Annotated in this window: 20 protein-coding genes; 10 read left to right on the forward strand and 10 right to left on the reverse strand. The window is 67.6% G+C overall.

Annotated elements, in window-relative coordinates:
- Positions 1-28: 28 nt before the first annotated feature.
- Complete coding sequence (locus tag GGR46_RS18930; protein WP_246426217.1) at positions 29-1,807, forward strand: hypothetical protein; 1,779 nt, start codon at positions 29-31, stop codon at positions 1,805-1,807.
- Here GGR46_RS18930 and GGR46_RS18935 read toward each other — a convergent pair.
- The 4 genes from GGR46_RS18935 to GGR46_RS18950 all read right to left on the reverse strand — a co-directional run bounded on the left by GGR46_RS18935 (position 1,804) and on the right by GGR46_RS18950 (position 6,446).
- A complete protein-coding gene (locus GGR46_RS18935) occupies positions 1,804-2,943 on the reverse strand; it encodes a GNAT family N-acetyltransferase (RefSeq protein ID WP_343058246.1) in 1,140 nt (379 codons plus the stop codon). The genes GGR46_RS18930 and GGR46_RS18935 overlap by 4 nt on opposite strands.
- A gap of 226 nt (positions 2,944-3,169) precedes the next feature.
- Positions 3,170-4,441: a mechanosensitive ion channel family protein gene (locus GGR46_RS18940; protein ID WP_183999559.1), complete on the reverse strand. Its 1,272-nt coding sequence runs from the start codon at positions 4,439-4,441 to the stop codon at positions 3,170-3,172.
- Complete coding sequence (gene metC / locus GGR46_RS18945) at positions 4,438-5,625, reverse strand: cystathionine beta-lyase (RefSeq protein WP_183999560.1); 1,188 nt, start codon at positions 5,623-5,625, stop codon at positions 4,438-4,440. The genes GGR46_RS18940 and metC overlap by 4 nt, the downstream gene beginning before the upstream one ends.
- Entirely contained in the window at positions 5,622-6,446 is an 825-nt protein-coding gene (locus GGR46_RS18950) for a sulfurtransferase (protein ID WP_183999561.1), read from the reverse strand. The genes metC and GGR46_RS18950 overlap by 4 nt, the downstream gene beginning before the upstream one ends.
- A 54-nt stretch (positions 6,447-6,500) precedes the next feature.
- Between GGR46_RS18950 and queF the strand changes: the two genes are divergently transcribed.
- The 3 genes from queF (at position 6,501) to GGR46_RS18965 (ending at position 10,686) form a co-directional block, all read left to right on the forward strand.
- Positions 6,501-6,947 (forward strand): preQ(1) synthase, encoded by a 447-nt coding sequence (queF, locus tag GGR46_RS18955; RefSeq protein ID WP_183999562.1) that lies wholly within the window; start codon positions 6,501-6,503, stop codon positions 6,945-6,947.
- Positions 6,948-7,091: 144 nt separating this feature from the next.
- Positions 7,092-9,353 carry a glycosyltransferase family 4 protein gene (locus tag GGR46_RS18960; RefSeq protein ID WP_183999563.1) on the forward strand — a complete coding sequence of 754 codons (2,262 nt, stop codon included), beginning with the start codon at positions 7,092-7,094 and terminating at the stop codon, positions 9,351-9,353.
- 46 nt (positions 9,354-9,399) lie between these two features.
- Entirely contained in the window at positions 9,400-10,686 is a 1,287-nt protein-coding gene (locus GGR46_RS18965; protein WP_183999564.1) for a glycoside hydrolase family 130 protein, read from the forward strand.
- A gap of 27 nt (positions 10,687-10,713) precedes the next feature.
- Here GGR46_RS18965 and GGR46_RS18970 read toward each other — a convergent pair whose 3' ends face one another.
- Positions 10,714-12,738 carry an OPT family oligopeptide transporter gene (locus tag GGR46_RS18970; protein WP_183999565.1) on the reverse strand — a complete coding sequence of 675 codons (2,025 nt, stop codon included), beginning with the start codon at positions 12,736-12,738 and terminating at the stop codon, positions 10,714-10,716.
- A gap of 219 nt (positions 12,739-12,957) precedes the next feature.
- Between GGR46_RS18970 and GGR46_RS18975 the strand changes: the two genes are divergently transcribed.
- The 4 genes from GGR46_RS18975 to GGR46_RS18990 all read left to right on the forward strand — a co-directional run bounded on the left by GGR46_RS18975 (position 12,958) and on the right by GGR46_RS18990 (position 15,226).
- Positions 12,958-13,287, forward strand: coding sequence for an ArsR/SmtB family transcription factor (locus tag GGR46_RS18975; RefSeq protein ID WP_221262852.1), 330 nt, complete (start codon positions 12,958-12,960; stop codon positions 13,285-13,287).
- On the forward strand, positions 13,284-13,715 hold the full coding sequence (locus tag GGR46_RS18980) for an SRPBCC family protein (protein ID WP_183999566.1): 432 nt from the start codon (positions 13,284-13,286) through the stop codon (positions 13,713-13,715). Before GGR46_RS18975 ends, GGR46_RS18980 begins: the two co-directional genes overlap by 4 nt.
- 124 nt (positions 13,716-13,839) lie before the next feature.
- Positions 13,840-14,910: an AI-2E family transporter gene (locus tag GGR46_RS18985; RefSeq protein ID WP_183999567.1), complete on the forward strand. Its 1,071-nt coding sequence runs from the start codon at positions 13,840-13,842 to the stop codon at positions 14,908-14,910.
- Positions 14,891-15,226, forward strand: coding sequence for a hypothetical protein (locus tag GGR46_RS18990; protein ID WP_183999568.1), 336 nt, complete (start codon positions 14,891-14,893; stop codon positions 15,224-15,226). Before GGR46_RS18985 ends, GGR46_RS18990 begins: the two co-directional genes overlap by 20 nt.
- Here the strand turns inward: GGR46_RS18990 and GGR46_RS18995 are convergent.
- From GGR46_RS18995 to hflK, 4 genes are all read right to left on the reverse strand, one after another.
- The gene (locus GGR46_RS18995; protein WP_183999569.1) at positions 15,223-16,890 is read right to left on the reverse strand and encodes a helicase HerA-like domain-containing protein; all 1,668 of its coding nucleotides are present in this window, start codon (positions 16,888-16,890) and stop codon (positions 15,223-15,225) included. The two genes, GGR46_RS18990 and GGR46_RS18995, sit on opposite strands and share 4 nt — an antisense overlap.
- A gap of 76 nt (positions 16,891-16,966) precedes the next feature.
- A complete protein-coding gene (locus tag GGR46_RS19000) occupies positions 16,967-18,463 on the reverse strand; it encodes a Do family serine endopeptidase (RefSeq protein WP_183999570.1) in 1,497 nt (498 codons plus the stop codon).
- Between the two features lie 94 nt (positions 18,464-18,557).
- Positions 18,558-19,409, reverse strand: coding sequence for a protease modulator HflC (gene hflC / locus GGR46_RS19005; protein ID WP_183999571.1), 852 nt, complete (start codon positions 19,407-19,409; stop codon positions 18,558-18,560).
- The gene (gene hflK / locus GGR46_RS19010) at positions 19,406-20,518 is read right to left on the reverse strand and encodes a protease modulator HflK (RefSeq protein ID WP_183999572.1); all 1,113 of its coding nucleotides are present in this window, start codon (positions 20,516-20,518) and stop codon (positions 19,406-19,408) included. Before hflK ends, hflC begins: the two co-directional genes overlap by 4 nt.
- Before the next feature lie 70 nt (positions 20,519-20,588).
- Here hflK and GGR46_RS19015 point away from each other — a divergent pair, with 70 nt between their 5' ends.
- Positions 20,589-21,545, forward strand: coding sequence for a P-loop NTPase (locus tag GGR46_RS19015; protein ID WP_183999573.1), 957 nt, complete (start codon positions 20,589-20,591; stop codon positions 21,543-21,545).
- Positions 21,546-21,641: 96 nt separating this feature from the next.
- Positions 21,642-22,070: a CoA-binding protein gene (locus tag GGR46_RS19020; protein WP_183999574.1), complete on the forward strand. Its 429-nt coding sequence runs from the start codon at positions 21,642-21,644 to the stop codon at positions 22,068-22,070.
- On the opposite strand, the gene GGR46_RS19025 is transcribed toward GGR46_RS19020, so the two are convergent.
- Entirely contained in the window at positions 22,067-23,635 is a 1,569-nt protein-coding gene (locus GGR46_RS19025) for a winged helix-turn-helix domain-containing protein (RefSeq protein WP_183999575.1), read from the reverse strand. The two genes, GGR46_RS19020 and GGR46_RS19025, sit on opposite strands and share 4 nt — an antisense overlap.
- Positions 23,636-23,710: the final 75 nt, after the last annotated feature.

Here is a 23,710-nt window from a genome sequence, read left to right on the forward strand (position 1 = left end):
GGGGCTTTGCTCCCGTAGAAGCCCCCGGATGAACAGGGGCGACGCGTTACAATGGTGGCAGACACGATGGTTCGTGGCGCTCTGCACCTTCATTGCCATCATTCCGCTGATCTGGCCGACCATCCCGCCCTTGGTCGATCTGCCGGGGCACATGGGGCGCTACGGCGTCCAGTTCACCTACGACCAATATCCCTTCCTGCGCGAATGGTATGATTTCCGCTGGAGCCTGATGGGCAATCTCGGGGTCGATCTGCTGGTCATCCCGCTCCACTATGTCTTCGGGCTCGAGCTGGCGGTGAAGCTGATCGTCATCGCGATTCCCGCGATGACCGTGGCGGGCATGCTGTGGATCGCGCGCGAAGTGCATGGCCGCATCCCGGCCACCGCGCTGTTCGCGCTGCCGCTCGCCTATGCCTTCCCGTTCCATTTCGGCTTCGTCAATTTCGCGCTGTCGATGGCGTTCGCCCTGCTCGCCTTCGGCTGGTGGCTGCGACTGGCGCGGCTCGGCAAGTTCACCTTCCGCACCCTGGTGTTCCTGCCGATCTCGGTGCTGATCTGGGTCTGCCACACCTATGGCTGGGGGCTGCTCGGCATACTCGCCTTCTCGGCCGAGCTGATCCGCCAGCACGATCTGCGCCGCAATCCCGACCTGCCCTGGTACAAGGACCTGTTCGGCGGCTGGTTCCTGCCCTGCTTCTATGCCGGCCTGCAGTGTATCGTGCTGGTGCCGCCGGCGCTGCTGATGGTGCTGTGGCGCTCGGGCGGCCATGTCAGCGGCCAGACCTTCGACATGTTCAACTGGCGCGCGAAGATGCTGTGGATCACCCAGGTCTTCCGCGATCGCTGGCAGCTGTTCGATCTTGCCTCGGTCGGCGTCCTGTTCCTGCTGCTGTTCAAGGCGGTGCGCGATCCGAACATCCAGTATTCGCGCAACCTGACGCTGTCGGCGATCTTCCTGGCCCTGGTCTATGCGCTGCTGCCGCGCGTCGTGTTCGGCTCGGCCTATGCCGACATGCGGCTGGTGCCCTTCCTGCTCGCCATCGGCATCCTCGCGATCCGGCCCAAGCCTGGCCTGTCGATTCGCGGCGCCGCCACGGTCGCGGCGCTCGGCATGGCGTTCTTCTGCATCCGCATCGGCGCGACCACCTGGAGCTTCCTGCAATATGGCAGCACCTATGATCGCGAGCTGAAGGCGCTCGACCATCTGCCCAAGGGCGCGCGGCTGATCACCTTCGTCGGCGAGACCTGTCGCTATGAGTGGAAGCAGACCCGCCTCCAGCACCTCCCGGCGATCGCGCTGGAGCGCAAGCTTGCCTACACCAACGATCAATGGTCGATGGCCGGCGGGCAGCTGCTCACCGTGCGCTATGCGGCGGCCAAGCGCTTCGCCCATGATCCCTCGCAGATCGTCACCGACGTGCAGTGTCCGCGCGAATATTGGCGGCCGGTCGCCTGGGCGCTGTCGCGTTTCCCGCGCGATGCGTTCGACTATGTCTGGATGATCGAGCCGCCGAAATATGATCCGCGCTTCAACCAGGGCCTGGTCGAGCTATGGCGCGACGGCGAGAGCGCGCTGTTCAGGGTCGATCATTCGGTGCCCGCGCCGGTGATCGAGCCCGGCGAGCTGCCGGTGCCGCGCTGGGAGCGCGACGTCATCCTGCGCGAAGGCCATGGCGGCGAGAGCCGCCTGCCCGATCCCGAGGCGAGCCCGGTGCCGGAGCCCGAGGAATCACCGGTGCCGACTCCCACGCCGACGCCGTCGCCCAGTCCGACGCACAAGGCGAAGCACAAGGGCAAGCGGCACTAACCGCCGCGGCGGAAGGGCGTCAGCTCGCCGAGATATTCCTGCTCCTGGGCGACCGATTCGCGCTCGCGCTCGAGATAGTCGGAAACGGCGCGGCGGAAGCCCGGATCGGGAAGGTAATGCGCCGACCAGGTGGTCACCGGCGCATAGCCGCGCGCCAGCTTGTGCTCGCCCTGGGCGCCCGCCTCCACGCGTTGCAGCCCGCGCGCGATCGCGGCGTCGATCGCCTGATAGTAGCAGAGCTCAAAATGCAGGAAGGGCACTTCCTCGGTGCAGCCCCAATAGCGGCCGTAGAGTGTGTCGGCGCCGATCAGGTTGAGCGCGCCGGCGATGGGCTGGTCGCCCCGATAGGCGAGGATCAGCAGCACCTTGTCCGCCATCTCGCGGCCGAGCAGCGAGAAGAACTCGCGGGTCAGATAGGGGCGGCCCCATTTGCGGCTGCCAGTGTCCTGGTAGAAGGTCCAGAACACGTCCCAATGCGCCTCGTCGATCTCGCCGCCGCTCAGGTGACGGATCGTCAGCCCCTCCACCGCCGCCGCGCGCTCCTTGCGGATGGCCTTGCGCTTGCGGCTGGCGAGCACGCCCAGGAACGCGTCGAAATCGCCATAGCCTTCGTTCGCCCAGTGGAACTGGGTGCCGGCGCGGATCAGCCAGCCGGCTTCCTCGAACAGAGGGAGCTGGGCGTCGTCGAGGAAGGTGACGTGCGCCGAGGACAGCCGGTTCTGGTCGGTCACCGCCTCGATTCCGGCGATCAGCCCGGGTGCCATCGCGCCGTCGCGCAGCAGCAGCCGCGGGCCGGGCACGGGGGTGAAGGGCACTGCGACCTGCAGCTTGGGATAATATTGCCCGCCCGCCTGCTCCCAGGCGTCGGCCCAGGCATGGTCGAAGACATATTCGCCCTGACTGTGGCTCTTGGCATAGGCCGGGGCGATCGCGGCGGGCACGCCCTGGCCGTCCTCGATGACGATCGGCAGCGATTGCCAGCCGGCGCGCGGGCTCACCGATCCCGAGCGTTCGAGGATCGACAGGAAGGCATGGCTGACGAACGGGTTGCGGTCGCCCGCGCACGCATCCCAGTCGCCCGGCAGGATCGAGCGGACTCCATCGGCGATGCGGGCGGTCACGGAAGCGGCGGGCACGGGGGACAGATAGGGACGACGCCCCCGGAAGGGCAATGGCCCGCGCTTGCAATGTAGGATTTCGCCTGCTCCATGCTGGTGGATGCAAGCCAGCTTCGTTTCCCGCGCCAATCGCCTTCTTCGCGGGGCGCGGCATGGGTGGGGAAAACAGGGGCCCCGTAGCGTATGTTTCGTAAACTTCCGCGCCCCGCGGCCGGCCCGAATCGGCCGCATCCCGCCGGCTGCGTCAGCCGCGCTTCCCGTCGTCCCGGGTGATCCGCACCTCGCGCTGGGGCAGCGCCAGCGCGATGCCGTGCTCCTTGAACATCGCCCAGAGCCGGTTGAGCACGTCGCTCTTCACATTGCCGACGCCGCTCTCGGGATCGCTGATCCAGGTGAGTATCTCGTGCTCCACGCCGCTCTCGCCGAAGGCCGAGAGGCGGACATTGGTCGGCGGGTCGTTGAGCGCGCGCGGGCTCTCCTTGGCGGCGCGCAGCATCAGCTCCTGGGCGAGCTTGAGGTCGCAGTCATAGGCGACGGTGACGGGAATGCGGACGCGGACATTGCGATCGGTGTACGACCAGTTCTCCACTTCCTGGGTCATCAGGATCTCGTTCGGGATCAGATGCTCCTTGCCGTCGCGGGTGACGACGCTGACCGCGCGGACGCCGATCTTGTTCACCCAGCCGAAGCTGTCGCCCACCACGATCACGTCGCCCGGCTTGATCGAGCGGTCCATCAGCAGGATGATCCCGGCGATCAGGTTGCCGATCGTCTTCTGCAGGCCGAAGCCGATCGCCAGGCCGAAGGCGCCGGAGAAGACCGCGAAGGCGGTGAGGTCGATCCCCAGCAGGTCGATGCCGACGAAGAAGGCGACGATCACCGCGGCGATCGCGGCCAGCTTCTGGAACAGCAGCTTCTGGGTCGGGTCGAAGCCGCGGGCGCCTGCGATCCACTGGGTAAGGATGCGGTTGAACAGGCGGACGCCGGCGAAGAGCAGCAGCACGGTGATGCTGATGCTCAGCAGCGAGAGCAGGGTGAGCCGCCGCGCGCCGATGTCGATGCCGACGCGCTCCAGCGTCTCGCGCGTCGCGGCGAACCCGCCGATCGCGTGGCTCAGGATCGCGGCAAAGGCGATCGCGGCCGCCGTCCAGGCGATCGAGCGCGGCAGGTTGAGCCCGCGCAGTACCGCGATGCTGAACATCGCGGCGGCGGCGCCGGTGGCGAAGCCCAGGCCCAGCGCCGCCAGCGGATGCCAGTTCCAGGCGGAGAGTATGATGCCGAGCAGCACGGTCGCGACGCCGTGGCGGATCACTTCGCAGACGCGGCCGCTGAACAGCGGCCCGTGCTCGGCGTCGCGCGACCAATATTCGGCGATCCGCGGGCCGATGCGTCGCCCGGCCATCCAGCCGAGCGCGAGCGCCGCAACGGCAAGTCCTACGGCGATGCCTGCTTCGCTCAGCTCCGGAGGGGAGGGGAGATTGTGCCCCGCCAGCCAGTCGCCGAACCGCTGCATCATCCCCGGGCGTCCCGGAATGCCGCGAGGCCCTGCTCCAGATCGGCGATCAGGTCGTCCGGGTCCTCGAGCCCGATCTGCAGGCGGACCACCGGCCCCTCGGCCTTCCACTCGGTGGCGGTGCGGAAGCGCTGCGGATCGACCGGCAGGGCCAGGCTCTCATAGCCGCCCCAGCTATAGCCGATGCCGAAATGCTCCAGGCTGTCGATCAGCGCCGCGCGTTCCTTCTCGCCGCCACCGTTCAGGACGAAGGAGAAGAGGCCCGATGCGCCCTTGAAGTCGCGGAGGAACAGGTCATGCCCCGGGCAGTCGGGCAGTGCCGGGTGGAGCACCCGCGCCACTTCGGGCCGGGTCTTGAGCCACTCGGCGATCTGCATCGCGGCGCGGCCATGCTGCTCCAGCCGGATCGCCATGGTCCGCAAGCCCCGGGCGCCGAGCCAGGCATCGTCGGGGCTGGCGGTCTGGCCGAGCTGGTAGCTGGTGTCGCGCAGCTTCTGATACTTGCCCTCGGCCGCGGTGACCGAGCCGAGCATCACGTCCGAATGGCCGACGACGTACTTGGTGGCGGCGAGGATGGTGTAGTCGATCCCCAGCTGGATCACCGGGAAAAGCAGGGGCGTCGCCCAGGTATTGTCGAGCACTGTGGCGATGCCGCGATTCTTCGCCACTGCGACGATCGCCGGCACGTCCTGCACCTCGAAGGTCAGGCTGCCCGGGCTTTCGAGGAAGATCACCCTGGTGTTCTCGCGACACAGTGCCGCGATGCCCTCGCCGATCAGCGGATCGTAATAGGTGGTCTCGATGCCCATCCGCTTGAGCAGGCCGTTGGCGAAGTTGCGGGTGGGATCATAGGTGCTGTCGGGCACCAGCAGGTGATCGCCGGGCGACAGCAGGGCGAGCAGGGTCGAGATGATCGCGGCGACGCCCGAGGGGTAGAGCAGGGTCGCCTCGGCGCCGGGCTCCAGCTCGGTCAGCGCCTCGGCGAGCGACCACTGGGTCGGCGTGCCACGGCGGCCATAGAACAGGCGGTGATGCGTGTCCTTCGCGCCGCTGGCACGCAGGTCCGCGACATTATCGTAGAGGATCGTCGAGGCGCGCCAAACCGGCGGGTTGACGATGCCCTGGGTCCATTCCTTGCGCCGGCCGGCGGAAACAACCTTGGTCTTGTCGTGCTTTTCGCTGCTCATGCCGGGCCCAATGCCTTGGCGGTCTCGGGACGGCTACCCCATTCGGTCCAGCTGCCGTCATATAGCGCGGCTTCGTTGTCGAGCAGATGCGCGCCGAACGCCAGGATCGCGGCGGTGATGCCTGAGCCACAGGTGGTGACCAGCGGCTGGCCGAGGTCGATGCCATGTTCCTCGAACACCGCCCGGATGTGCTCGGGTGCCTTCCAGGTGCCGTCGGCATTGAAGAATCTGGGGTACGGGATGTTCTTCGAGCCGGGAATATGTCCGGCAGCGACTTCCGCGCGCGGGTCCGCCTCCTCGCCGGTGAAGCGCGCCTGTCCGCGGGCGTCGGCGATCTGGCCGGTCTCTGCCTTCATCTCCTCGAGCGTGCGGGCGCGAGCCCTGGGCGCTCGGGCTTCGAAATCGCCGGGTTCGGTCTGGTGCGGCCCGGCGGTGCACAGACGGCCCTCGGCCTTCCACTTGGCCATGCCGCCGTCGAGAAGCGCCACGTCGACTCCGGCGAGCCGCAGCACCCACCAGGCGCGGCATGACGTGTGATGCGGGCTATTGTCGTACAGGACGATCGGCGTCTCGGTGCTGGCCCCCAGCGCGCGCAGCCGCTCGGCGATCTTGGCGACGGTCGGCATGGTCGAGGGGAGCGGGCTGGTCTCGTCGACCAGCGTGTCGAGATCGAGGAAGCGTGCGCCCGCGATATGCTCGACCTCGAACTCCGCCCGCGGGTTGCGCGGCGGCGATCCCGGGATCGTCGAGGTGTAGGTTGCATCGAGCACCAGCACATGATCTGCGCCGGCCAGCCATTCGGTCGTTACGAGCCCGTCCATGGCTTCGTCTCCTAGAAGGATGCAAACCGGCACGCAAACGCCTACATGGCCCGGATGGACGCCAAGCATCTCGGAAAAACCTCGACTCTTCCCGCCACGCCGGAAGAGGCCGAGCTCGATTATGTGCCCAATCCACGCAAGGGCACGCGCTATCTCATCCGCTTCGCGGCACCCGAGTTCACCTCGCTCTGCCCGATCACCGGCCAGCCGGATTTCGCGCATCTGGTGATCGACTATGTGCCGAAGGACACGATCGTCGAATCCAAGTCGCTCAAGCTGTTCCTGGGCAGCTTCCGCAACCACGGCGCCTTCCACGAGGATTGCACCGTCGGCATCGGCCAGCGGCTGTTCGACGAGATGCAGCCGGAATGGCTCAGGATCGGCGGGTACTGGTATCCCCGCGGTGGTATACCGATCGATGTTTTCTGGCAGTCCGGTGCCGCTCCGGAAGGTGTCTGGGTACCCGACCAGGGGGTGCCGGGCTATCGCGGCCGCGGCTGAACGCCGGATTTACAAGCTGCAGTGCGAGTCGTATCATGTCGCACTGCAGCATGATGAAACCTTATTGAAAACAGTTGGTTTGGAAGGGTGAGCGTGGGGGCAACACGCAATTGAGTTTGCGATAGCGAAAGGAAAGATCGGCGCATGAAAGCCCCGAACATCCAGCACATCGCGCTGATCGGCAACTTCCTGCCGCGCAAATGCGGCATCGCCACCTACACCACCGATACCTATGCAGCGCTCAAGCAGCGCTTCCCCGATCTTCGAGTCGATGTCTATGCGATGGACGACCATGTCGGGCGCTACGACTATCCGGATGCGGTGACGGGTTCGATCCCGCAGCACGAGCGCCCGGCCTATATCGAGACCGCCCGTCGGATCGAGGCATCGGGCGCGCAGGCACTGTGGGTCCAGCATGAGTATGGCATCTATGGCGGCCCGGCCGGCGAGCATCTGATCGCGCTGCTCGATCGGCTGTCGATCCCGGTGATCGCGACGCTGCATACGGTGCTGGAACAGCCCAATCCCGACGAGCGCCGCGTGATGGAGGCGCTGCTGCGTCGGGCCTCGCGGGTGATCGTCATGGCCGAGAAGGGCCGCGAAATCCTCAAGCGCGTGCACGGTGTAGACGACAGGAAGATCGGGATGATCCCACATGGTGTGCCCGATCGCCCCTTCGCCGATCCCGAAGACTTCAAGCCGCGCTTCGGCTGGCAGGGGCGAGAGGTGATCCTGACCTTCGGCCTGCTTGCGCCGAGCAAGGGCATCGAGACGGTGATCGAGGCGATGCCGGCGATCGCGGCGGCGCGGCCGGATGCGCTCTATGTGATCCTGGGTGCCACCCATCCCAATCTCGTCGCGCATGAAGGCGAGGCCTATCGCGATCGGTTGAAGGCGCTCGCCGCCGAGCTGGGCGTCGCGGAGCATGTCGCGTTCATCGACGGTTTCGTCGAGCAGGGCGAACTGCTCGACTATCTTCAGGCGGCGGACGTCTACGCGACGCCCTATCCCAATCCCGCGCAGATCACTTCGGGCACGCTGTCCTATGCGGTGGCGGTGGGCAAGCCCGTGGTCTCGACGCCCTATATCCACGCGACGGAGATCCTTGCCGATGAGCATGGCGTGCTCGTCCCCTTTAGCGACAGCGCAGCCTTCGCTCGCGAGATCAGCCGTCTGCTGTCCGACAAGGAGGCACGCCTGGCGCTTGCACACCGCGCTTATGCCCGGGGCCGCACCATGTTGTGGCCGCGTCTTGCCGAGAGGGCGATGGATACGCTGATCGGCATCATGGCAACCAGGCCTCGCCGCTTCGCCCGCGCGAATCAGGAACTCGCGCCGCTCAAGCCGGACCTCGCCGCCGTGGAGCGGATGAGCGACGCCACCGGCATGCTCCAGCATTCGATCTTCTCGGTGCCCGATCGCCGCCACGGTTATTGCATCGACGACAATGCCCGCGCGCTGATCCTGATGTCGAAGATCGAAGGGATCGACGAGACGCTGCGCGACAAATGGACGAGCGTCTATGCCGCCTTTGTCCAATATGCCTGGAACCAGGACCTGCGCCGCTTCCGCAACTTCATGAACTTCGACCGGACCTGGTGTGAGGATGTCGGTTCCGAGGACTCCAATGGCCGCGCTCTTTGGTCGCTGGGCGTCACAGCGCGCGATGCCAAGGCGCTCAAGCATCGTGACTGGGCGTCGGCATTGTTCGACTCCACCGCCTCGATCGCGCTCGAGCTGGGCAGCCCGCGTGCCCGTGCCTTCGCGATGCTGGGCGCCGCGGCGATGCTCGATGCGCATCCCGGCCATGCGCTCAGCCGCGAGATCCTCACCCGCTTCGGCGAGGAGCTGATCGAGCTGCTCGACGGCAATCGCCGGCCCGAATGGAGCTGGTTCGAGATCGTGCTGGCCTATGACAATGCCCGCCTGCCCGAGGCGCTGCTGCGTGCCGGCATGGCACTCGGCCGCAGCGAGTTCACCAGTATCGGGCTCGAGACGCTCCAATGGATCGTCGGCCAGCAGACTTCGCCAGAAGGCCGCTTCCGCGCCGTCGGTACCGACAGCTTCGGCCGCGAATATGCCGCGCCGCTCCAGTTCGACCAGCAGCCGCTCGAGGCCCAGGCGACGGTGGAGGCCTGTGCCGCCGCCCATGAAGCGACCGGCGAGCGGCGCTGGGTGGACGAGGCGATGCGCGCCTATCGCTGGTATCTGGGCGCCAACGACCTCGAATTGCCGCTTGCGAGTGCGCAGGACGGCGGCTGTTTCGACGGGTTGATGCCGCATGGGCTCAATCGCAACCAAGGCGCAGAGTCGATTTTGGCGCTCCAGCTGGCCAATTGTGCGATTTCGGCCCTTTCAAATGCAACCGGAACCGTGGCAACACCGTTACGAGCTGCTGTCGCTTAGCGCCTCTGGCACTGGGCGCCGGTACGGGGACAATGGCGGGAGCCGGATGCTCGAACTTTTCAATCATGCGTTGCGCCTGAGGGCGGACCCCTCTCGCGTCGTGGTGCGGCCGTTTCACATTGCCTGGGCGTCGAACGGATCGGCGCCGAGTCGCAGCGAGCGGCTGGTCGCCGAAGTACTTGCCATGTCGCCCGGCGAGGCACGGGCGCAGCTGGAGATCGTACTCAAGGACTTCGAGGCGCGCCACTGGCAGACGCGCCGCGTGTTCATGACGCGCTATGACGAGATCGAGGGCATGCTCGGGCTCGACGGCAGCCAGATCGGGGACGAGAAGCGCCAGCTGATCGGCGCCTATTTCTGCCACGAGTACAGCTATGCCGCCGCCGCGCTGATGAACCCCAGCGCGGTGCCGCATTACGACCAGACCGGCATGCCGCCGGGATCCTTGCGCATCCTGATGAGCCTGCGGGCGGTGGGCGAGGGGCACATTTCCTCGGTCGCCTTTCGCGAGGGCATCATCACCGAGGGCAACGAGCTGAGCCTGGCGCCCGAACCGCCCTTCGCCACCGCCGCGGACGCCCGGGAAGAAGACGAGGAGCATATCCCCGAGGGGCCGGTGACGGTCTATCGCCACCGCGATTCCACCCTGTCGGGCACGGTGATCTTCCCGATCACCAAGGCCCAGTCGAACGGGCTCGAGGACCTGCGCATCACCCATTTCCGCCATGAGGATGGGGAGGAAGAGTGGATCGGCACCTACACCGCCTATAACGGCTCGGTGATCCAGTCCGAGCTGCTGCGCACCCGCGACTGGCGCAGCTTCGACCTGGTGCCGATGTCGGGCAGCGCCAGCCGCAACAAGGGCATGGCGCTGTTCCCGCGTACCGTGAACGGCCGCTACATGATGCTCGGCCGGCAGGACGGCGAGAACATCTTCCTCCACGCCTCGGACGACATTACCCGCTGGGAAGGCGGCGAGCTGCTGATCAAGCCGAAATTCCCCTGGGAACTCGTCCAGATGGGCAATTGCGGCCCGCCGATCGAGCTCGACGAAGGCTGGCTGATCCTCACCCACGGCGTCGGCGCGATGCGCAAATATTCGATCGGCGCGGCGCTGCTAGACAAGAACGACCCGTCGAAGGTGCTGGCCCGGTCGAGCGAGCCGCTGCTCGCCGCGGCGGACCAGGACCGCGAGGGCTATGTGCCCAACGTCGTCTATACCTGCGGGGCCATCAAGCACGGCGACAAGCTGTTCGTCCCGTACGGGGTGGCGGACAGCTCGGTCGCCTTCGCCTTCGTGCCGATCAGCTCGCTGCTCGCGCAGATGGACTGAGGCGGGGTCTCCCCCGCCTCAAATCCTTCATCGATAGTTGGCCACGTCGTCGGCCGGACTTTCCGGGCCGGCGCCCGTGGGCGTGCCGCGAACCAGCTTGCGGGTCATCGCATAGGACACGGCGATCAGCCCGAAGAACAGCAGCGGCGCGATCCACAGCGCGATGCTCTCGAAGCCCTCGCCCATCACCGCCAGCGGCGCGTCGTTGGGCGGGATCGGCGAGTTGCGGTTGGCCCAGGCGAGGATACCGGCAAAGGCCACGCCGAACAGCGATTCACCCACGATCAGGCCGGTCGCGGCCAGCACGCCCATGCGCTCGGCGAACTCCGGGTTCGCCTGGCGCTTGGCCCAGCGATCGTAGAAATGGCCGATCAGCGCGCCGACCGGGATCAGCAGGGTGAGGCCCATCGGCAGGTAGATGCCCATGCCGACGGCGAGCGGCGGCAGGCGCATCTTGCCGGTCTTGCCCAGCACTTCGTCGACGATGATCACGCCGACGCCGATCAGCGCGCCGAGCCCGATCAGGTTCCAGTCGATGTCGCCGCCGAGCACGCCCTTGGCGATCGACGAGATCAACGCTGCCTGCGGTGCCGAAAGCGCGTTGGGTCCTGCGCCGGGCATGCCGACGAAACCGAGCGTGTTCTTGAGCAGGTCGAGCACCAGCGGGATCGCCAGCGACCCGAACACCACACCCAGGATCAGCGCGAGCTGCTGCTTCCACGGCGTCGCGCCGACCAGCTGGCCGGTCTTGAGGTCCTGGAGATTGTCGTTCGAGATGGTCGCGATCGAGAAGATGATCGCGGTGGTGAACAGCGCATAGGCGATCAGCGCGTTGGTCCGCGACGGATCGGCCTCATGCCCGAACACCGCGACCAGCAGCAGCGAGGCGCCGAGCACGGCGAGGATGCCGACGCCCGAGACCGGCGAATTCGACGCGCCGATCAGTCCGGCCATGTACCCGCAGATCGCCGCGATCATCACGCCGACGATCAGGACATAGGCGAGCGAGCCGCCGATCACGGCAAAGGCATGGTCATGGACCGGGCCGCCGGCCGAGAAGGTCCAGAGCAGCCAGGCGATCGGGACCAGGGTGGCGAGGGTGATGAGGGCGACGATGCCGATCGGCATGTCGCGCTCGGTGATGTCGAGCGCCTGACCGTCCTGGCGGGCCCGCGATGCGGCGAGCGCCGAGCGCAGGCCGGCGATGATCGGGCCGATGATCTTGAGCAGCGACCAGATCGCCGCGACACCGATCGTGCCCGCGCCGATGAAGCGCACCTGCCCGCGGAAGGTGGAGCCGACCAGCGCGTCGACCGCGCTCATGTCTCCGCCCGAGGCGAAATACGGCACCAGCACGGTCCAGGAGATCAGCATGCCGAAGAACATGGCCGCGCCGACCGAGATGCCGACGAGATGGCCGACGCCGATCAGCAGCATCGACCAGCTGGTCGACCAGCCGGTGGCGGTGCCACCCACCGCGAAATTCTTGCCCGCCTCTTCCGCGACGAACTTCATCTTGGCGAGCAGCGCGAACAGGCCGGAGAAGAGCGTGCCGACCACCAGCGTGCGCAGGCCCTTGGCATTTTCCGCATCGCCGGCGCCCGAGCCCGAGCCGACCTTGAGCACTTCGGCGGCGGCGACGCCTTCCGGATAGGGCAGGTCGGTTCCGGTGACGAGCGCGCGGCGAAGCGGCACCGAGAACATCACGCCGAGCACGCCGCCGGTGATGCACACCGCCACCGTGGTCCAATAGGGGAAGCCCGACCACCAGCCGACCATGATCAGGCCGGGCAGCACGAACACGATCGCGGCCAGGGTGCCCGCGGCGGACGCGATCGTCTGGACGATGTTGTTCTCGAGGATCGTGCCGCTCTTGAACGCCTTGAGGATCGCCATCGAGACGACGGCGGCGGGGATCGAGGTGGCGAAGGTGAGGCCGACCTTGAGGCCGGCATAGACGTTCGCCGCAGTGAACAGGATGGTGATCAGCGCGCCGAGCAGGATGCCGCGGAGCGTTAGCTCGGCCATCGGGCGGGAAGTTTCGGTGGTCATCGGCTCAGCTCTCCGCGCGGAAGTTCACTAAGTTCACGACATGCACGCGCGATCGCGTGCCCGCGCGCGAGGCGCCGGCAGTGGCGGCGAGCTTGGTAAGGAATGCGTTGGTCATCGGCGGAACGTGGCATTTGCGCGCCGTGTAGGACAGCTTTTTTTGACCCGCTCCCCGGGCGGGGAGGGATTGATTTGCATAACCATTTGGTTATTGGTTTGATCATGGAGCCGATGCCTTCCTCCGCCGATGCGCTGTTCCGCGCGCTGGGCGATCCCACCCGCCGCGCGCTGTTCGAGCGGATGGCCCAGCGCGAGCTGACGGTGCGGGCGCTGACCGAGGGATCCGGGATCTCGCAGCCGGCGGTCTCCAAGCATCTCGCGGTGCTGAAGGGCGCTGGACTGGTGCTCGACCGGCCGCAGGGGCGCGAGACGCATTACCGCGCGAATCCGCGGGGACTGGCGCCGCTGCTCGACTGGATGCGGCTGCACGAGAATTTATGGGCGGACAGCTTCGATCGGCTGGAGGACCTGCTCAAGAGGATGGACCAATGACCGAGACGCGCACCCTGGTGATGGAACGCGAATTCCCGCATCCGCCCGAGCGGCTGTGGCGGGCGATCACCCAGCCGCATCTGATCGCGGAATGGCTGCTGCCCAATGATTTCGTGGCGGAGCAGGGCCATCGCTTCACCCTGCAGAGCCCGGGTGCGCCGGGCTGGAGTGGGCGGATCGACTGCGCGGTGCGCGAGATCGAGCCGGGCCGGCAGCTTTCGTACAGCTGGGACACGGGCGGCGGCGAGGAGGCAATGCCGCGCTTCGAGTCCGTGGTGACGCTGACGCTCGAACCGGTTGCCGGCGGCACACGGCTGCGGATGGAGCAGACCGGCTTCACCAATGCGAACAATTATGGCGGTGCGCGGTTTGGCTGGGGCAAGTTCCTGGAGCGGCTGGAAGGCGTTGTGGCGGGGCTGGACACCTAGCCGTCACCCCGGCGGAAGCCGGGATCTCGTGCCGAAGCGCGCCTTCGCCTGAGATCCCAGCCTTCGCCGGGATGACGGGATTGGGGGAGTTGAGGCGGTCCGCAACCCTGCTACGCTCGTCGCCATGAACACGGGGACCGAGACGGCGCAGCGCGCCGCGCGACTGGTGCTGGTGGGGGCGCTGCTCCTGGCTGGCCTATGGGTAGCGCATGGCTTCGTGCCGGCCCTGCTCTGGGCGGTGGTGCTGACCATCGCGGTCGATCCGCTGCACCTGAAGCTGCGCGCCTGGATGAAGGGCAGCCACCGGATCGTGATCCCGCTGGTCATCACCCTGATCGCGGCGCTGGTCGTGCTGGTGCCGCTCGGCTTCGGCATCACCCAGGCGCTGCGCGAGGCGCACGATATCTCGAGCTGGATCGGCCAGGCGCAGGCCCAGGGCGTGCCGGTGCCCGACTGGGTGACGCGCCTGCCCGTTGGCGCCGATGCCGTGCGCGAATGGTGGCAGACCCATCTCGCCCGGCCTGAGGATGCTGCCGAGCAGCTCCGCATGCTGAGCGGTGGCGCGTGGCTGGCGCACTCCCGGGCGATCGGCGCCAATGTCGCGCATCGCGCCGTGGTGTTCGGTTTCACCCTGCTGACTCTGTTCTTTGTGCTGCGCGATCGTGACGCGCTGCTCGAGCAGGGGCGACGCGCCGTGCTCAAGCTGTTCGGGCCGGCCGGCGAGCGGGTCGGGACCCAGGCGATCCGATCGGTGCGCGGCACGATCGACGGGCTGGTGCTGGTGGGGCTGGGCGTCGGCGCGCTGATGGCAGTGGTCTATCTGGTCGCGGGCGTGCCGCACCCGCTGCTGCTCGGCGCAGCGACCGCGATCGCGGCGATGATCCCGTTCGGCGCGCCTTTGCTGTTCGCGCTGGCGGCGGTGCTGCTGCTGCTCCAGGGCTCGGTGGTCGGCGCGGTGGCAGTCGTCGCGATCGGCACCGCGATCATCTTCGTCGCCGACCATTTCATCCGCCCGGCGATGATCGGCGGGGCGACCCAGCTGCCGTTCCTCTGGGTGCTGATCGGCATCCTGGGCGGCGTCGAGACGCTGGGGCTGCTCGGCCTGTTCATCGGGCCGGCGGTGATGGCGGTGCTGGTGATGCTGTGGCGCGAGTTTCTGGCGAACGGGAGAGACGATGCAAGTTCATCGGCGTGACGGCCTGCTCGTGGTGAGCCGAATCACCGGCCCTACCCACAATCGGCTGGCGCTTCGGCTGGAGCGAGGTGCCGTATTGGCGGATCTGCGCGTCAAGGTGCTGCCGTCAGTAGGGGATTGCAGGCACCATGACGGGCTGACTGCCGAGGAAATGGTTCCGGCCATCCTCGACGGCATCGCGGAGGCAAATAGGGAGCTCGGAACCGACTATGTCGCCACCTATGCCGAGATCGTCGAGAACGATAGCCGGCAGCCCCATGTCTACACCTACCTAGCCAGGCATCTCGTGCGGGCGATGCATTCGCAGGACGCCTAGCGCCCCTTGAACAGCCCGCCGAGTACGCCGCGGACCAGACCGCCGAGGATGCTCGCGCCCGCGCCGCTCTTCTTGCCGAACACCGCCTTGGAGACTTCGTTCGCCACCGCCCGGCCCGCTGCCGAGGAGGCGGAGCGGGTGGCCGAGGTGATCGCGCGGTTCCACGGATTGTTCGCTGCCTCGCGTTCCGCAGCCTTCTGGGCCTGGGCGTCGAGTCGGGCCTGGCGATCGGCGTCGCGCTGCGCGGAGAGGCGCTGGCGCTCGGCTTCCTTGGCGAGGCGGGCATCCTCCTTGGCCTTGGCCGCGGCGGCCTTCTCCGCCTCGTCCTGCGCCTTGGCCTCGGCCGCGGCGGCGGACGCCTCGGCCGATTTGGCCGCGAGCAGCTCCTCGGCCGATTCGCGATCGACCAGCGTGTCGTACTTGTCGCCGATCGCGTCGGTCTGGATCAGCACCTTGCGCTCGTCCGGCGTGACCGGGCCGACCCGCGATGCCGGCGGCCGGATCAGCGTACGCTGCACCGGGCTCGGCGCGCCATCGTCCTGCAGCGCCGAGACGAGCGCCTCGCCGACCTTCAGCTCGGTGATCACCGTCTCGACATCGACGTCCGGATTGGCGCGGAAGGTGGTCGCGGCGGCCTTCACCGCCTGCTGGTCGCGCGGGGTGAAGGCGCGCAGGGCATGCTGCACGCGGTTGCCGAGCTGGCCGGCGATCGTGTCGGGCACGTCGATCGGGTTCTGGGTGATGAAATAGACGCCGACGCCCTTGGAGCGGATCAGGCGGACGACCTGCTCGATCTTGTCGAGCAGCGCCTTGGGCGCGTCGTCGAACAGCAGATGCGCCTCGTCGAAGAAGAAGGCGAGCTTGGGCTTGTCCGGGTCGCCCACTTCGGGGAGGGATTCGAACAGCGCGGAGAGGAGCCAGAGCAGGAAGGTGGCGTAGAGCTTGGGGCTCGCCATCAGCTTGTCGGCGGCGAGGATGTTGACCACGCCGCGGCCCTTGTCGTCGAAGCCGAGAAAGTCCTCCATCGACAGTGCCGGCTCGCCGAAGAAATTGGCGCCCCCCTGCGAGCGGAGCTGGAGCAGGGAGCGCTGGATCGCGCCGACCGACTGCTTGGAGACGTTGCCGTAGCTGGCGGTCAGCTCGTCGGCCCGCTCGGCGCAGTGGGCGAGCATCGATTGCAGGTCGTCGAGGTCGAGGAGGAGCAGCCCGTCCTTGTCGGCGACGGTGAAGGCGATGGTGAGCACGCCTTCCTGCACTTCGTTGAGGTCCATCAGCCGGGATAGCAGCAGCGGGCCCATTTCCGAGATGGTGGTGCGGATCGGGTGGCCCTGCTCGCCGTACAGGTCCCAGAACTGCACAGGCGTATCGGCATAGGCCCAGTCGGCCAGGCCGATCTCGGCGGCGCGCGCCTTGAAGATCTCGTGCGTCTTGGCGGTGGGGGAGCCGGCCATGGCGAGGCCGGACAGGTCGCCCTTCACGTCCGCCACGAAACAGGGGACGCCGGCGTTGGACAGGCCTTCGATGATCCCCTGGATCGTCACCGTCTTGCCGGTGCCGGTCGCGCCGGCGATCAGCCCGTGACGGTTGGCGCGCTTGAGGACCAGCGATTGCGGATTCGCGCCGCCGGTACCTGCGCCAATGAAGATGCCCGTCTCTCCCGCCATGTCCGATCTCCTGATTTGGGAGACCGGAATAGAGGAGAAACGGGCATTCGTCAGCCCGATGAAGGGCGTTGTTCGCTTAGTTGATGCCGACCGAGACGAAGCGGCCGAGCGCGCGGCGCTGGACCCAGAGCAGGACGTTGGTCTTGCCCGAGGCCTTGGCTGCCGAGACCTGCTTGGCGACGTCCGCAGCGTTGGTGACCGAGACGCGGTTGACCGTGGTGATCACGTCGCCGCGCTGCAGGCCCTTGCCCGCCGCGTCGCTCGCCTGGTTGACCTGGACGACGACCACGCCGGTGGTGCCCGCATTGACGCCGACGCTCTGCGCGATCTGCGGGGTGAGCGGGGTGACCTGCACGCCGAGCGAGGCCGCGGCCATCGTGTCGGCATCGGCGCCCGGCGCCTGCGAGTTCTCGTCGTTCGGATCGAACTGGGCGAGCTGCTCCTCGGGCGGGCGGGTGCCGACGGTGAGGGTCACGGTCATGCGCTTGCCGTCGCGGTAGAGATCGAGCGGCACGCGGGTGCCCGGCTTCACATTGGCGACCAGGTAGGACAGCGTCTGATCGGGGGTGACGTCCTTGCCGTCGACCTTGACGATCACGTCGCCCTGCTTGAGCCCGGCCTTCTCCGCCGGCTGGCCCGCCTCGACGCGGGCGACGACGGTGCCCTGGCCCTTGGGTACGCCCAGGCCCTCGGCGATGTCGTCGGTCAGGTCCTGCATGCCGATGCCGAGATAGCCGCGGGCGATCTTCTGGCCCTTCATCAGGGTGTCGATCACCGGCTTGGCCTCTTCCGCGGGGATCGCGAAGCCGATGCCGACATTGCCGCCGGTGGGCGACAGGATCTGCGAGTTGATGCCGATCACGTTGCCGTTCAGATCGAACATCGGGCCGCCCGAATTGCCGCGGTTGATCGAGGCGTCGGTCTGGATGAAGCGGTCATAGGCGCCGCCCTGGCCGGTGACGCGGTGCAGCGCCGAGACGATGCCGGCGGTCACCGAGCCGCCCAGGCCGAAGGGATTGCCAATTGCGACGACCCAGTCGCCGACGCGCGCGCTGGTCGAATCGCCGAACTTCACGAAGGGCAGGTTGGCGCCCTCGATCTTGAGCACGGCGAGGTCCGACTGTGCGTCGTTGCCGATCAGCTTGGCCTTGAAGGTGCGCTTGTCGGGCAGGGTGACCGTGATCGATTCGACCGTCGCGCCCTTGGCGCCCGCCGAGATCACGTGGTTGTTGGTCACGACATAGCCGTCGGCCGAGATGATGAAGCCCGAGCCGAGCGATTCGGCCTGGCGGGTCACCGGCTGGTTGCCGCCGCCGAACGCCTCGAACGGCGTGCCGGCGAAGGGATTGGCGTTCATCGTCACACGCTGGGTGGTCGAGATGTTGACCACCGCCGGCTGCAGCTTGGCGACCATGTCGGCGAAGCTCATCGGCGCGCCGGCCTTGGGGGCGGACGCCTGGATCGTGCCCGGCTCGTTCTGCGCGGTCTGGGCGCCGGCCGGCTGGTTGAGCGTCATCGTGGCGGCGGCGCCGCTCAGCAGGATGGCGGTAGTTAGGGCGTAGGCATAACGCACGTGAGTCGGTCCTCTCAGACGAAGGAAAAGCGTTCGGAACGGTTTCTTGCGCCGAAATGCTGAACGGCGATTGAATATGAACGGATCGACAGTGTCATCGTTGCCCCATGAATTCCCTGAGATAGGAATTCTGCGGGGAGAGGATGATCGACGTCTCGCCCTTTGCGGGGTCGTTGTTCAGGAACGTCGTCCGATACGAACGCATCGCGCGCCAGAAATTATAGAAGTCGGCATCCTTGTTGAACGCCTGGGCATATATCTGGGCGGCCTGGGCATCGGCATTGGCGCGGATGATCTGCGCGTCCTTCATGCCCTGGGCCTCGATCGTCTTGGCTTCCTGGTTACGCGCGGTGCGCATGCGCTCGAGCGCGCTGTCGAGCGGCGAGCCCGAGGGCAGCTCGGTCTGCTTGATCCGCACGTCGACGATCGACACGCCATATTGCGCGGCGAGCTGCTGCAGCGAGTTCTGGATATTGTCCATCACCTGGCCGCGCTCGGGGCTGAGCAGGATCGCCGAGGGGCGCTTGCCGAGCTCGTTGCGGAGCGCCGAGCGGAACAGCGGCTGGAGCTGGTCGCGGGCCCGGTCCTCGGTGCCGATGGTGACGACCATCTTGAGCGGATCGGTGACGCGGAAGCGCGCATAGGCGTCGATCTGCAGGCGGAGCTGGTCGGTCGACAGCACCGGCTCGTTGGGCAGGTCGACCGAGAGCACGCGCTTGTCGACCCAGACGACCCGGTCGAAGAAGGGCAGGCGGAAGATCGGCCCGGCCTGGGTCCGGCCGAACTGCTCGCCGGTCCGATAGGCGTTGACGGTGCGATACGGCTTTTCGAGCCGCAGGATCACCGCCTGCTTGGTTTCCGGCACGATCGCCACGGTGCTCATCACCACGATGAGCAGGATGATCACCGATGCGGCGATGCCGATGGGGCTGCGCAGCCAGGTCATTTCTGGTCTCCCTGCTGGGCCTTGCCTGCATCGGGACGAAGCCCCGGCAGCGGCAGATAGGGGGTGACGCCGGGCGCCTCGACGATCGTCTTGTTGGTCTTTGCGAGCACCTGTTCCATCGTCTCGTAATAGAGGCGGCGGCGCGTCACTTCGGGCGCGGCCTTGTACTGTTCGTAGATCTTGTCGAACTCCGCGGCTTCACCCTGGGCGACCGCGATCACCTGCTGGGCATAGCCATTGGCGTTGTTGCGGGCGCCCTGTGCGCCCTGCTGCGCGGCCTGGACCGCCTTGAAGGCGTCGTCGACCTGCTCCGGCGCGGCGGCCTTGGTCAGCGCGACGCTCTGGATGCGGATGCCCGAATGATATTCGTCGAGGATCTTCTGCATACCCGCCTGCACATCGGCCGAGATGCGTCCCTGGCCCTCGCCGATCGCCTCGTTGAGCGTGGTGGTCGCGATCACCGCGCGCATCGCGCTTTCGGCGGTGTCCTTCACCGTCTCCGTCGGATCCTTGATCTGGAAGGAATAATCGGCGGCGTCGGTGATGTACCAGTTCACCGAATAGGAAAGATCAACGATGTTCTGATCGCCGGTGAGCATCAGATTGGCGCCGCTCTCGGGGAAGCGCAGCGTCCGGACGCTGCCGACATCGACGACATCGACGAGCTGGAACGGGGCCGGCAGCGTGGGCTGAATGCCCGAGCCGATCGTGCCGCTATAGCGGCCGAGCGTGGTGACCACGCCGCGCTCGCGCGGGCCGATCACGTGGAAGCTGGTGAAGACCACCCAGATCAGCAGCAGGCCGGCGATGACGAGCAGCCACAGCTTCGCGCCACCCGGGAAGGGCAGGTCACCGCCGCCACCGCCCATGCGGCGCAGCAGGTCGTCGAACGGACCATTGCCGCCGCCACCGCCGCCGGGGCGGGAGCGCCGCCCCTCCGGCGGGAAGGACCAGGGATTACGGGGGCCCGAGCCGCCGCCCGAGCCACCCTTGCCATCGCCCGAGCCACCGGCGCCATTTCCGCCGCCGCTGCCCGAGCCCCAGGGGCTCTTGGGAGCCTCGTTCTGCAAGTTACCGGCCTTGTTCAGCCAGCCAAAGAGGTTTGCCATTCAGCCTTTATAAGGGCGCCTACGCGGATTTACAGTGGCGCGCGGCGATTGTGCGCCTATCTCGCACGCGATGACCGATACCGAAGCCCTGAGCGCCGCGCTCGCTCCCATCACCGCCGGCCGTGCCACTGCCCGTCTCGAAGGCGCGCGCGCCTCGATTGTCCTCGACGTGACCGGCCTCGCCGAGGCGACGCGCGAGGAGCTGGAAGCCGATATCCGCCGCGTCGCCGGTGCGTTGCCCGGGGTGGAGGAAGTACGCGTGCTGATGACCAGCGAGCGCCGCACCCGCCGGCTGATCGCGGTGGCGAGCGGCAAGGGCGGGGTGGGCAAGTCCACCGTCGCCGCCAATCTCGCGATCGCGCTCCAGCGCAAGGGTCGCAAGGTCGGGCTGGTCGATGCCGATATCTATGGCCCGTCGCAGCCGCGCCTGCTGGGGGTCGAAGGCGTGAAACCCCAGGCGCGTGATAAAGTGTTGCTGCCGGTCGAAACCCGGTTCGGCGTGCCGATGCTGTCGATGGGCGGGCTGGTGGCCGAGGGCCAGGCGATCGCCTGGCGCGGGCCGATGGCGGGCGGCGCGCTCGGCCAGATGGTCGATGCCGATTGGGGCGAGACCGACCTGCTCGTGCTCGATCTGCCGCCGGGCACCGGCGACGTGCAGCTGACCATGATCCAGAAGCACAAGCCGGCCGGCGCGGTGATCGTCTCCACGCCGCAGGACCTGGCGCTGATCGACGCGACGCGCGCGATCGACCTGTTCAACAAGGCGGGCGTGCCGGTGATCGGCCTGATCGAGAACATGTCGGGCTATGCCTGCCCGCATTGCGGGGAAGTCTCCGATCCGTTCGGCGCCGGCGGTGCCGAGGCCGCGGCGGCGAAGCTCGGCATTCCGTTCCTCGGCCGCGTGCCGCTGGAAATGGCGATTCGCGTCGCTTCGGATGCGGGCGAGCCGCCGGCGGCGGGGAACGGGCCGGAGAGCGAAGTGTTTGCCGGACTGGCAGGACAGGTGGACGACTGGCTCGGCAAATAGCCGTCATCCCGGCAAAAGCCGGGATCTCGTGCGGCTCTTGTCCTGCGCCATCGCCTGAGATCCCGACTTTCGTCGGGATGACGAATGGAGGTTGAGATGCCGCTGACGCGTGACGAGGACATCAAGGCGCTGCTCGAGAGCGTGCGCACCATTGCGCTGGTCGGGGCATCCGATCGGCCGGACCGGCCGAGCTACGGCGTGATGGCCTTCCTCCAGCGGCAAGGATATCGGGTGATCCCGGTCAACCCGCAGATCACCGGCGAGCATGTCCATGGCGAGTTCGTGTTCCGCGAGCTTTCGCAGATTGGGGAGCCGATCGACCTAGTCGACATCTTCCGCCGCCCGATGGCGGCCGGCGAGGCGGTGGACGAAGCGATCGCCGTGGGCGCCAAGGCGGTGTGGATGCAGCTCGGCGTGATCAACGCGGAAGCGGCCGCGCGCGCCGAGGCCGCGGGCCTCAAGGTGGTGATGGACCGCTGCCCCGCGATCGAGATACCGCGGCTGGGAATAGCGCCGGTCGCCTAGCCCTTGCGATAGTCAGGGACCGTCCCGCTCTCGCGCCAATAGCGTTCCAGCCCGATCTCCTCGACCAGCTTGCCGAAGCGCGGATCGCTGCGCATCGCCGCGGTCGAGGGCATGAAGAGCAGTCGCGTGCGGCGGTTGGTACGCCGCGTCCAGACCCGCTGCTCGGGCTGGAAGCGCAGCTCGCCGACGCTGAAGCCGCGGCCGAAATAATAGGCCTCGGCCACTTCGAACGCGGTGTCGACCCGCCCGAGCGCAGCGGCGAACTGGATGGTGTTCTCGGCAAAGCCGGCGCCCTTGTGCGCCGCCTCGAGGTTGCTCGCCATCGCCCGATCGATGTCGGCGCGCGAGCGGCTCAGCATCGCCTCGGCGACCTGCTCGATCATCGTGAAATTCTCTTCGGGAATGCCGCTCGGCCGCTGGTCCGTCTTGCGCGACATCGCCAGCGCGTCGGCGGCGCGGCCGGTATAGAGCAGCAGGTAGAAGCGGGTGAACCACACCGCGAAATGGGTGGGGAAGAGCGAAATCGCCTCCTCGCTCGCCGTGTCCGCCTCGTCGAGCCGGTTGGCCGCCCAGAGCGCAACCGCGCGGGTATAGGCGCGCGAGGGATCGGGCACGCCCTTGCTCCAGTAGACCGCGAAGGTGTCGGCGGCCTCGCGGCAGCGCCCCACCGAGAGCAGCAGGCCGCCGAGCATGCCCCAGGCGAACTCGATGTCGGGCCGGGAGGCGAGGATCGCACGGCAGAGCCGCTCGTCGGTGCGCCAGCTGTCGGTGTTCGATACCAGCATCGCGCGTGCCAGCCGCGCATAGGGATTGGCCGGATCGAGCTGGAGCGCACGGGCGGCCGCCTGGTCGGCGCGCAGGCGCCTTGCCGCCTCGCCCTGCGGGCTGCCGCCGCCGGCGTCGATCGCATAGGCGATCGCGAGCCCGCCCCAGCCATCGGGCTGATCGGGGTGCAGCTCGGTCACGCGGCGGAACAGGCCGGTCGCCTGGCTCAACCCCTCTGGCGTACCCTGGCGCATCGAGGCGAGGGCCTGGTCGACCAGCGGCCTCACCTGGTCGGGCATCGTGCTGCGGGCGCCCGCCCAGCCGCGCCAGGCGAACACGCCACCGACCGTGAGCACGGCCAGCCCCGATCCGGCGAGCATCGCCCGGCGATCGAGGCGGAGGCGATGCACTTCGGCACGGGCCTGGGCGAGCGGACTGTCCGGCGCGGGGGCGGGCGTATCGGCCTGGCCCGCCTGGAGCAGCCGGTAGCCGACCTTGGTGATCGTCTCGATCCGGAAGCCGCCCTGGCCGATGCCTTCCGCCGCGCGGCGGAGACGCGAGACGACGCGGTTGATGGCGTCCTCGCCCACGACCCGGCCTTCCCAGCAGCTGCGGGTCAGGTCGTCGCGGCTGACGATCCCGCCGTTCGCCTTTGCCAGCGCGACGAGCACCTGCATGACGCGCGGTTCGAGCACTTCCTCGCTGCCGTCGTCATGGGCGAGCTGGCGTAGCGCCGGGCGCACCTCGAGTGCACCCAGGCGAAACGGCGCTTCATGCGCAAGATCGATGCGGCCCTCCACGCTTCCCTACTCCCCGGAAATCGCGCTCCGCGCCACCCTATCGGCGAATCATCGGCATTTCATCAGCTCTTCATC

Origin of the sequence: Sphingomonas kyeonggiensis (genome assembly GCF_014196745.1) — a bacterium.
Lineage (GTDB): Bacteria > Pseudomonadota > Alphaproteobacteria > Sphingomonadales > Sphingomonadaceae > Sphingomonas > Sphingomonas kyeonggiensis.

Excerpts from the sequence above, each read along its gene's own strand:
- GGR46_RS19020 (WP_183999574.1), top strand. The coding sequence starts at position 21,642 with ATGCCGCTGACGCGTGACGAGGACATCAAGGCGCTGCTCGAGAGCGTG.
- GGR46_RS18940 (WP_183999559.1), bottom strand. The coding sequence starts at position 4,441 with ATGATGCAGCGGTTCGGCGACTGGCTGGCGGGGCACAATCTCCCCTCC.
- GGR46_RS18975 (WP_221262852.1), top strand. The coding sequence starts at position 12,958 with ATGGAGCCGATGCCTTCCTCCGCCGATGCGCTGTTCCGCGCGCTGGGC.
- GGR46_RS18960 (WP_183999563.1), top strand. The coding sequence starts at position 7,092 with ATGAAAGCCCCGAACATCCAGCACATCGCGCTGATCGGCAACTTCCTG.
- GGR46_RS18930 (WP_246426217.1), top strand. The coding sequence starts at position 29 with ATGAACAGGGGCGACGCGTTACAATGGTGGCAGACACGATGGTTCGTG.
- hflC (WP_183999571.1), bottom strand. The coding sequence starts at position 19,409 with ATGACCTGGCTGCGCAGCCCCATCGGCATCGCCGCATCGGTGATCATC.
- GGR46_RS19015 (WP_183999573.1), top strand. The coding sequence starts at position 20,589 with ATGACCGATACCGAAGCCCTGAGCGCCGCGCTCGCTCCCATCACCGCC.
- GGR46_RS18950 (WP_183999561.1), bottom strand. The coding sequence starts at position 6,446 with ATGGACGGGCTCGTAACGACCGAATGGCTGGCCGGCGCAGATCATGTG.
- GGR46_RS18995 (WP_183999569.1), bottom strand. The coding sequence starts at position 16,890 with ATGGCGGGAGAGACGGGCATCTTCATTGGCGCAGGTACCGGCGGCGCG.
- queF (WP_183999562.1), top strand. The coding sequence starts at position 6,501 with ATGGACGCCAAGCATCTCGGAAAAACCTCGACTCTTCCCGCCACGCCG.
- GGR46_RS18970 (WP_183999565.1), bottom strand. The coding sequence starts at position 12,738 with ATGACCACCGAAACTTCCCGCCCGATGGCCGAGCTAACGCTCCGCGGC.
- GGR46_RS18990 (WP_183999568.1), top strand. The coding sequence starts at position 14,891 with ATGCAAGTTCATCGGCGTGACGGCCTGCTCGTGGTGAGCCGAATCACC.
- GGR46_RS18985 (WP_183999567.1), top strand. The coding sequence starts at position 13,840 with ATGAACACGGGGACCGAGACGGCGCAGCGCGCCGCGCGACTGGTGCTG.
- metC (WP_183999560.1), bottom strand. The coding sequence starts at position 5,625 with ATGAGCAGCGAAAAGCACGACAAGACCAAGGTTGTTTCCGCCGGCCGG.
- hflK (WP_183999572.1), bottom strand. The coding sequence starts at position 20,518 with ATGGCAAACCTCTTTGGCTGGCTGAACAAGGCCGGTAACTTGCAGAAC.
- GGR46_RS18980 (WP_183999566.1), top strand. The coding sequence starts at position 13,284 with ATGACCGAGACGCGCACCCTGGTGATGGAACGCGAATTCCCGCATCCG.
- GGR46_RS18965 (WP_183999564.1), top strand. The coding sequence starts at position 9,400 with ATGCTCGAACTTTTCAATCATGCGTTGCGCCTGAGGGCGGACCCCTCT.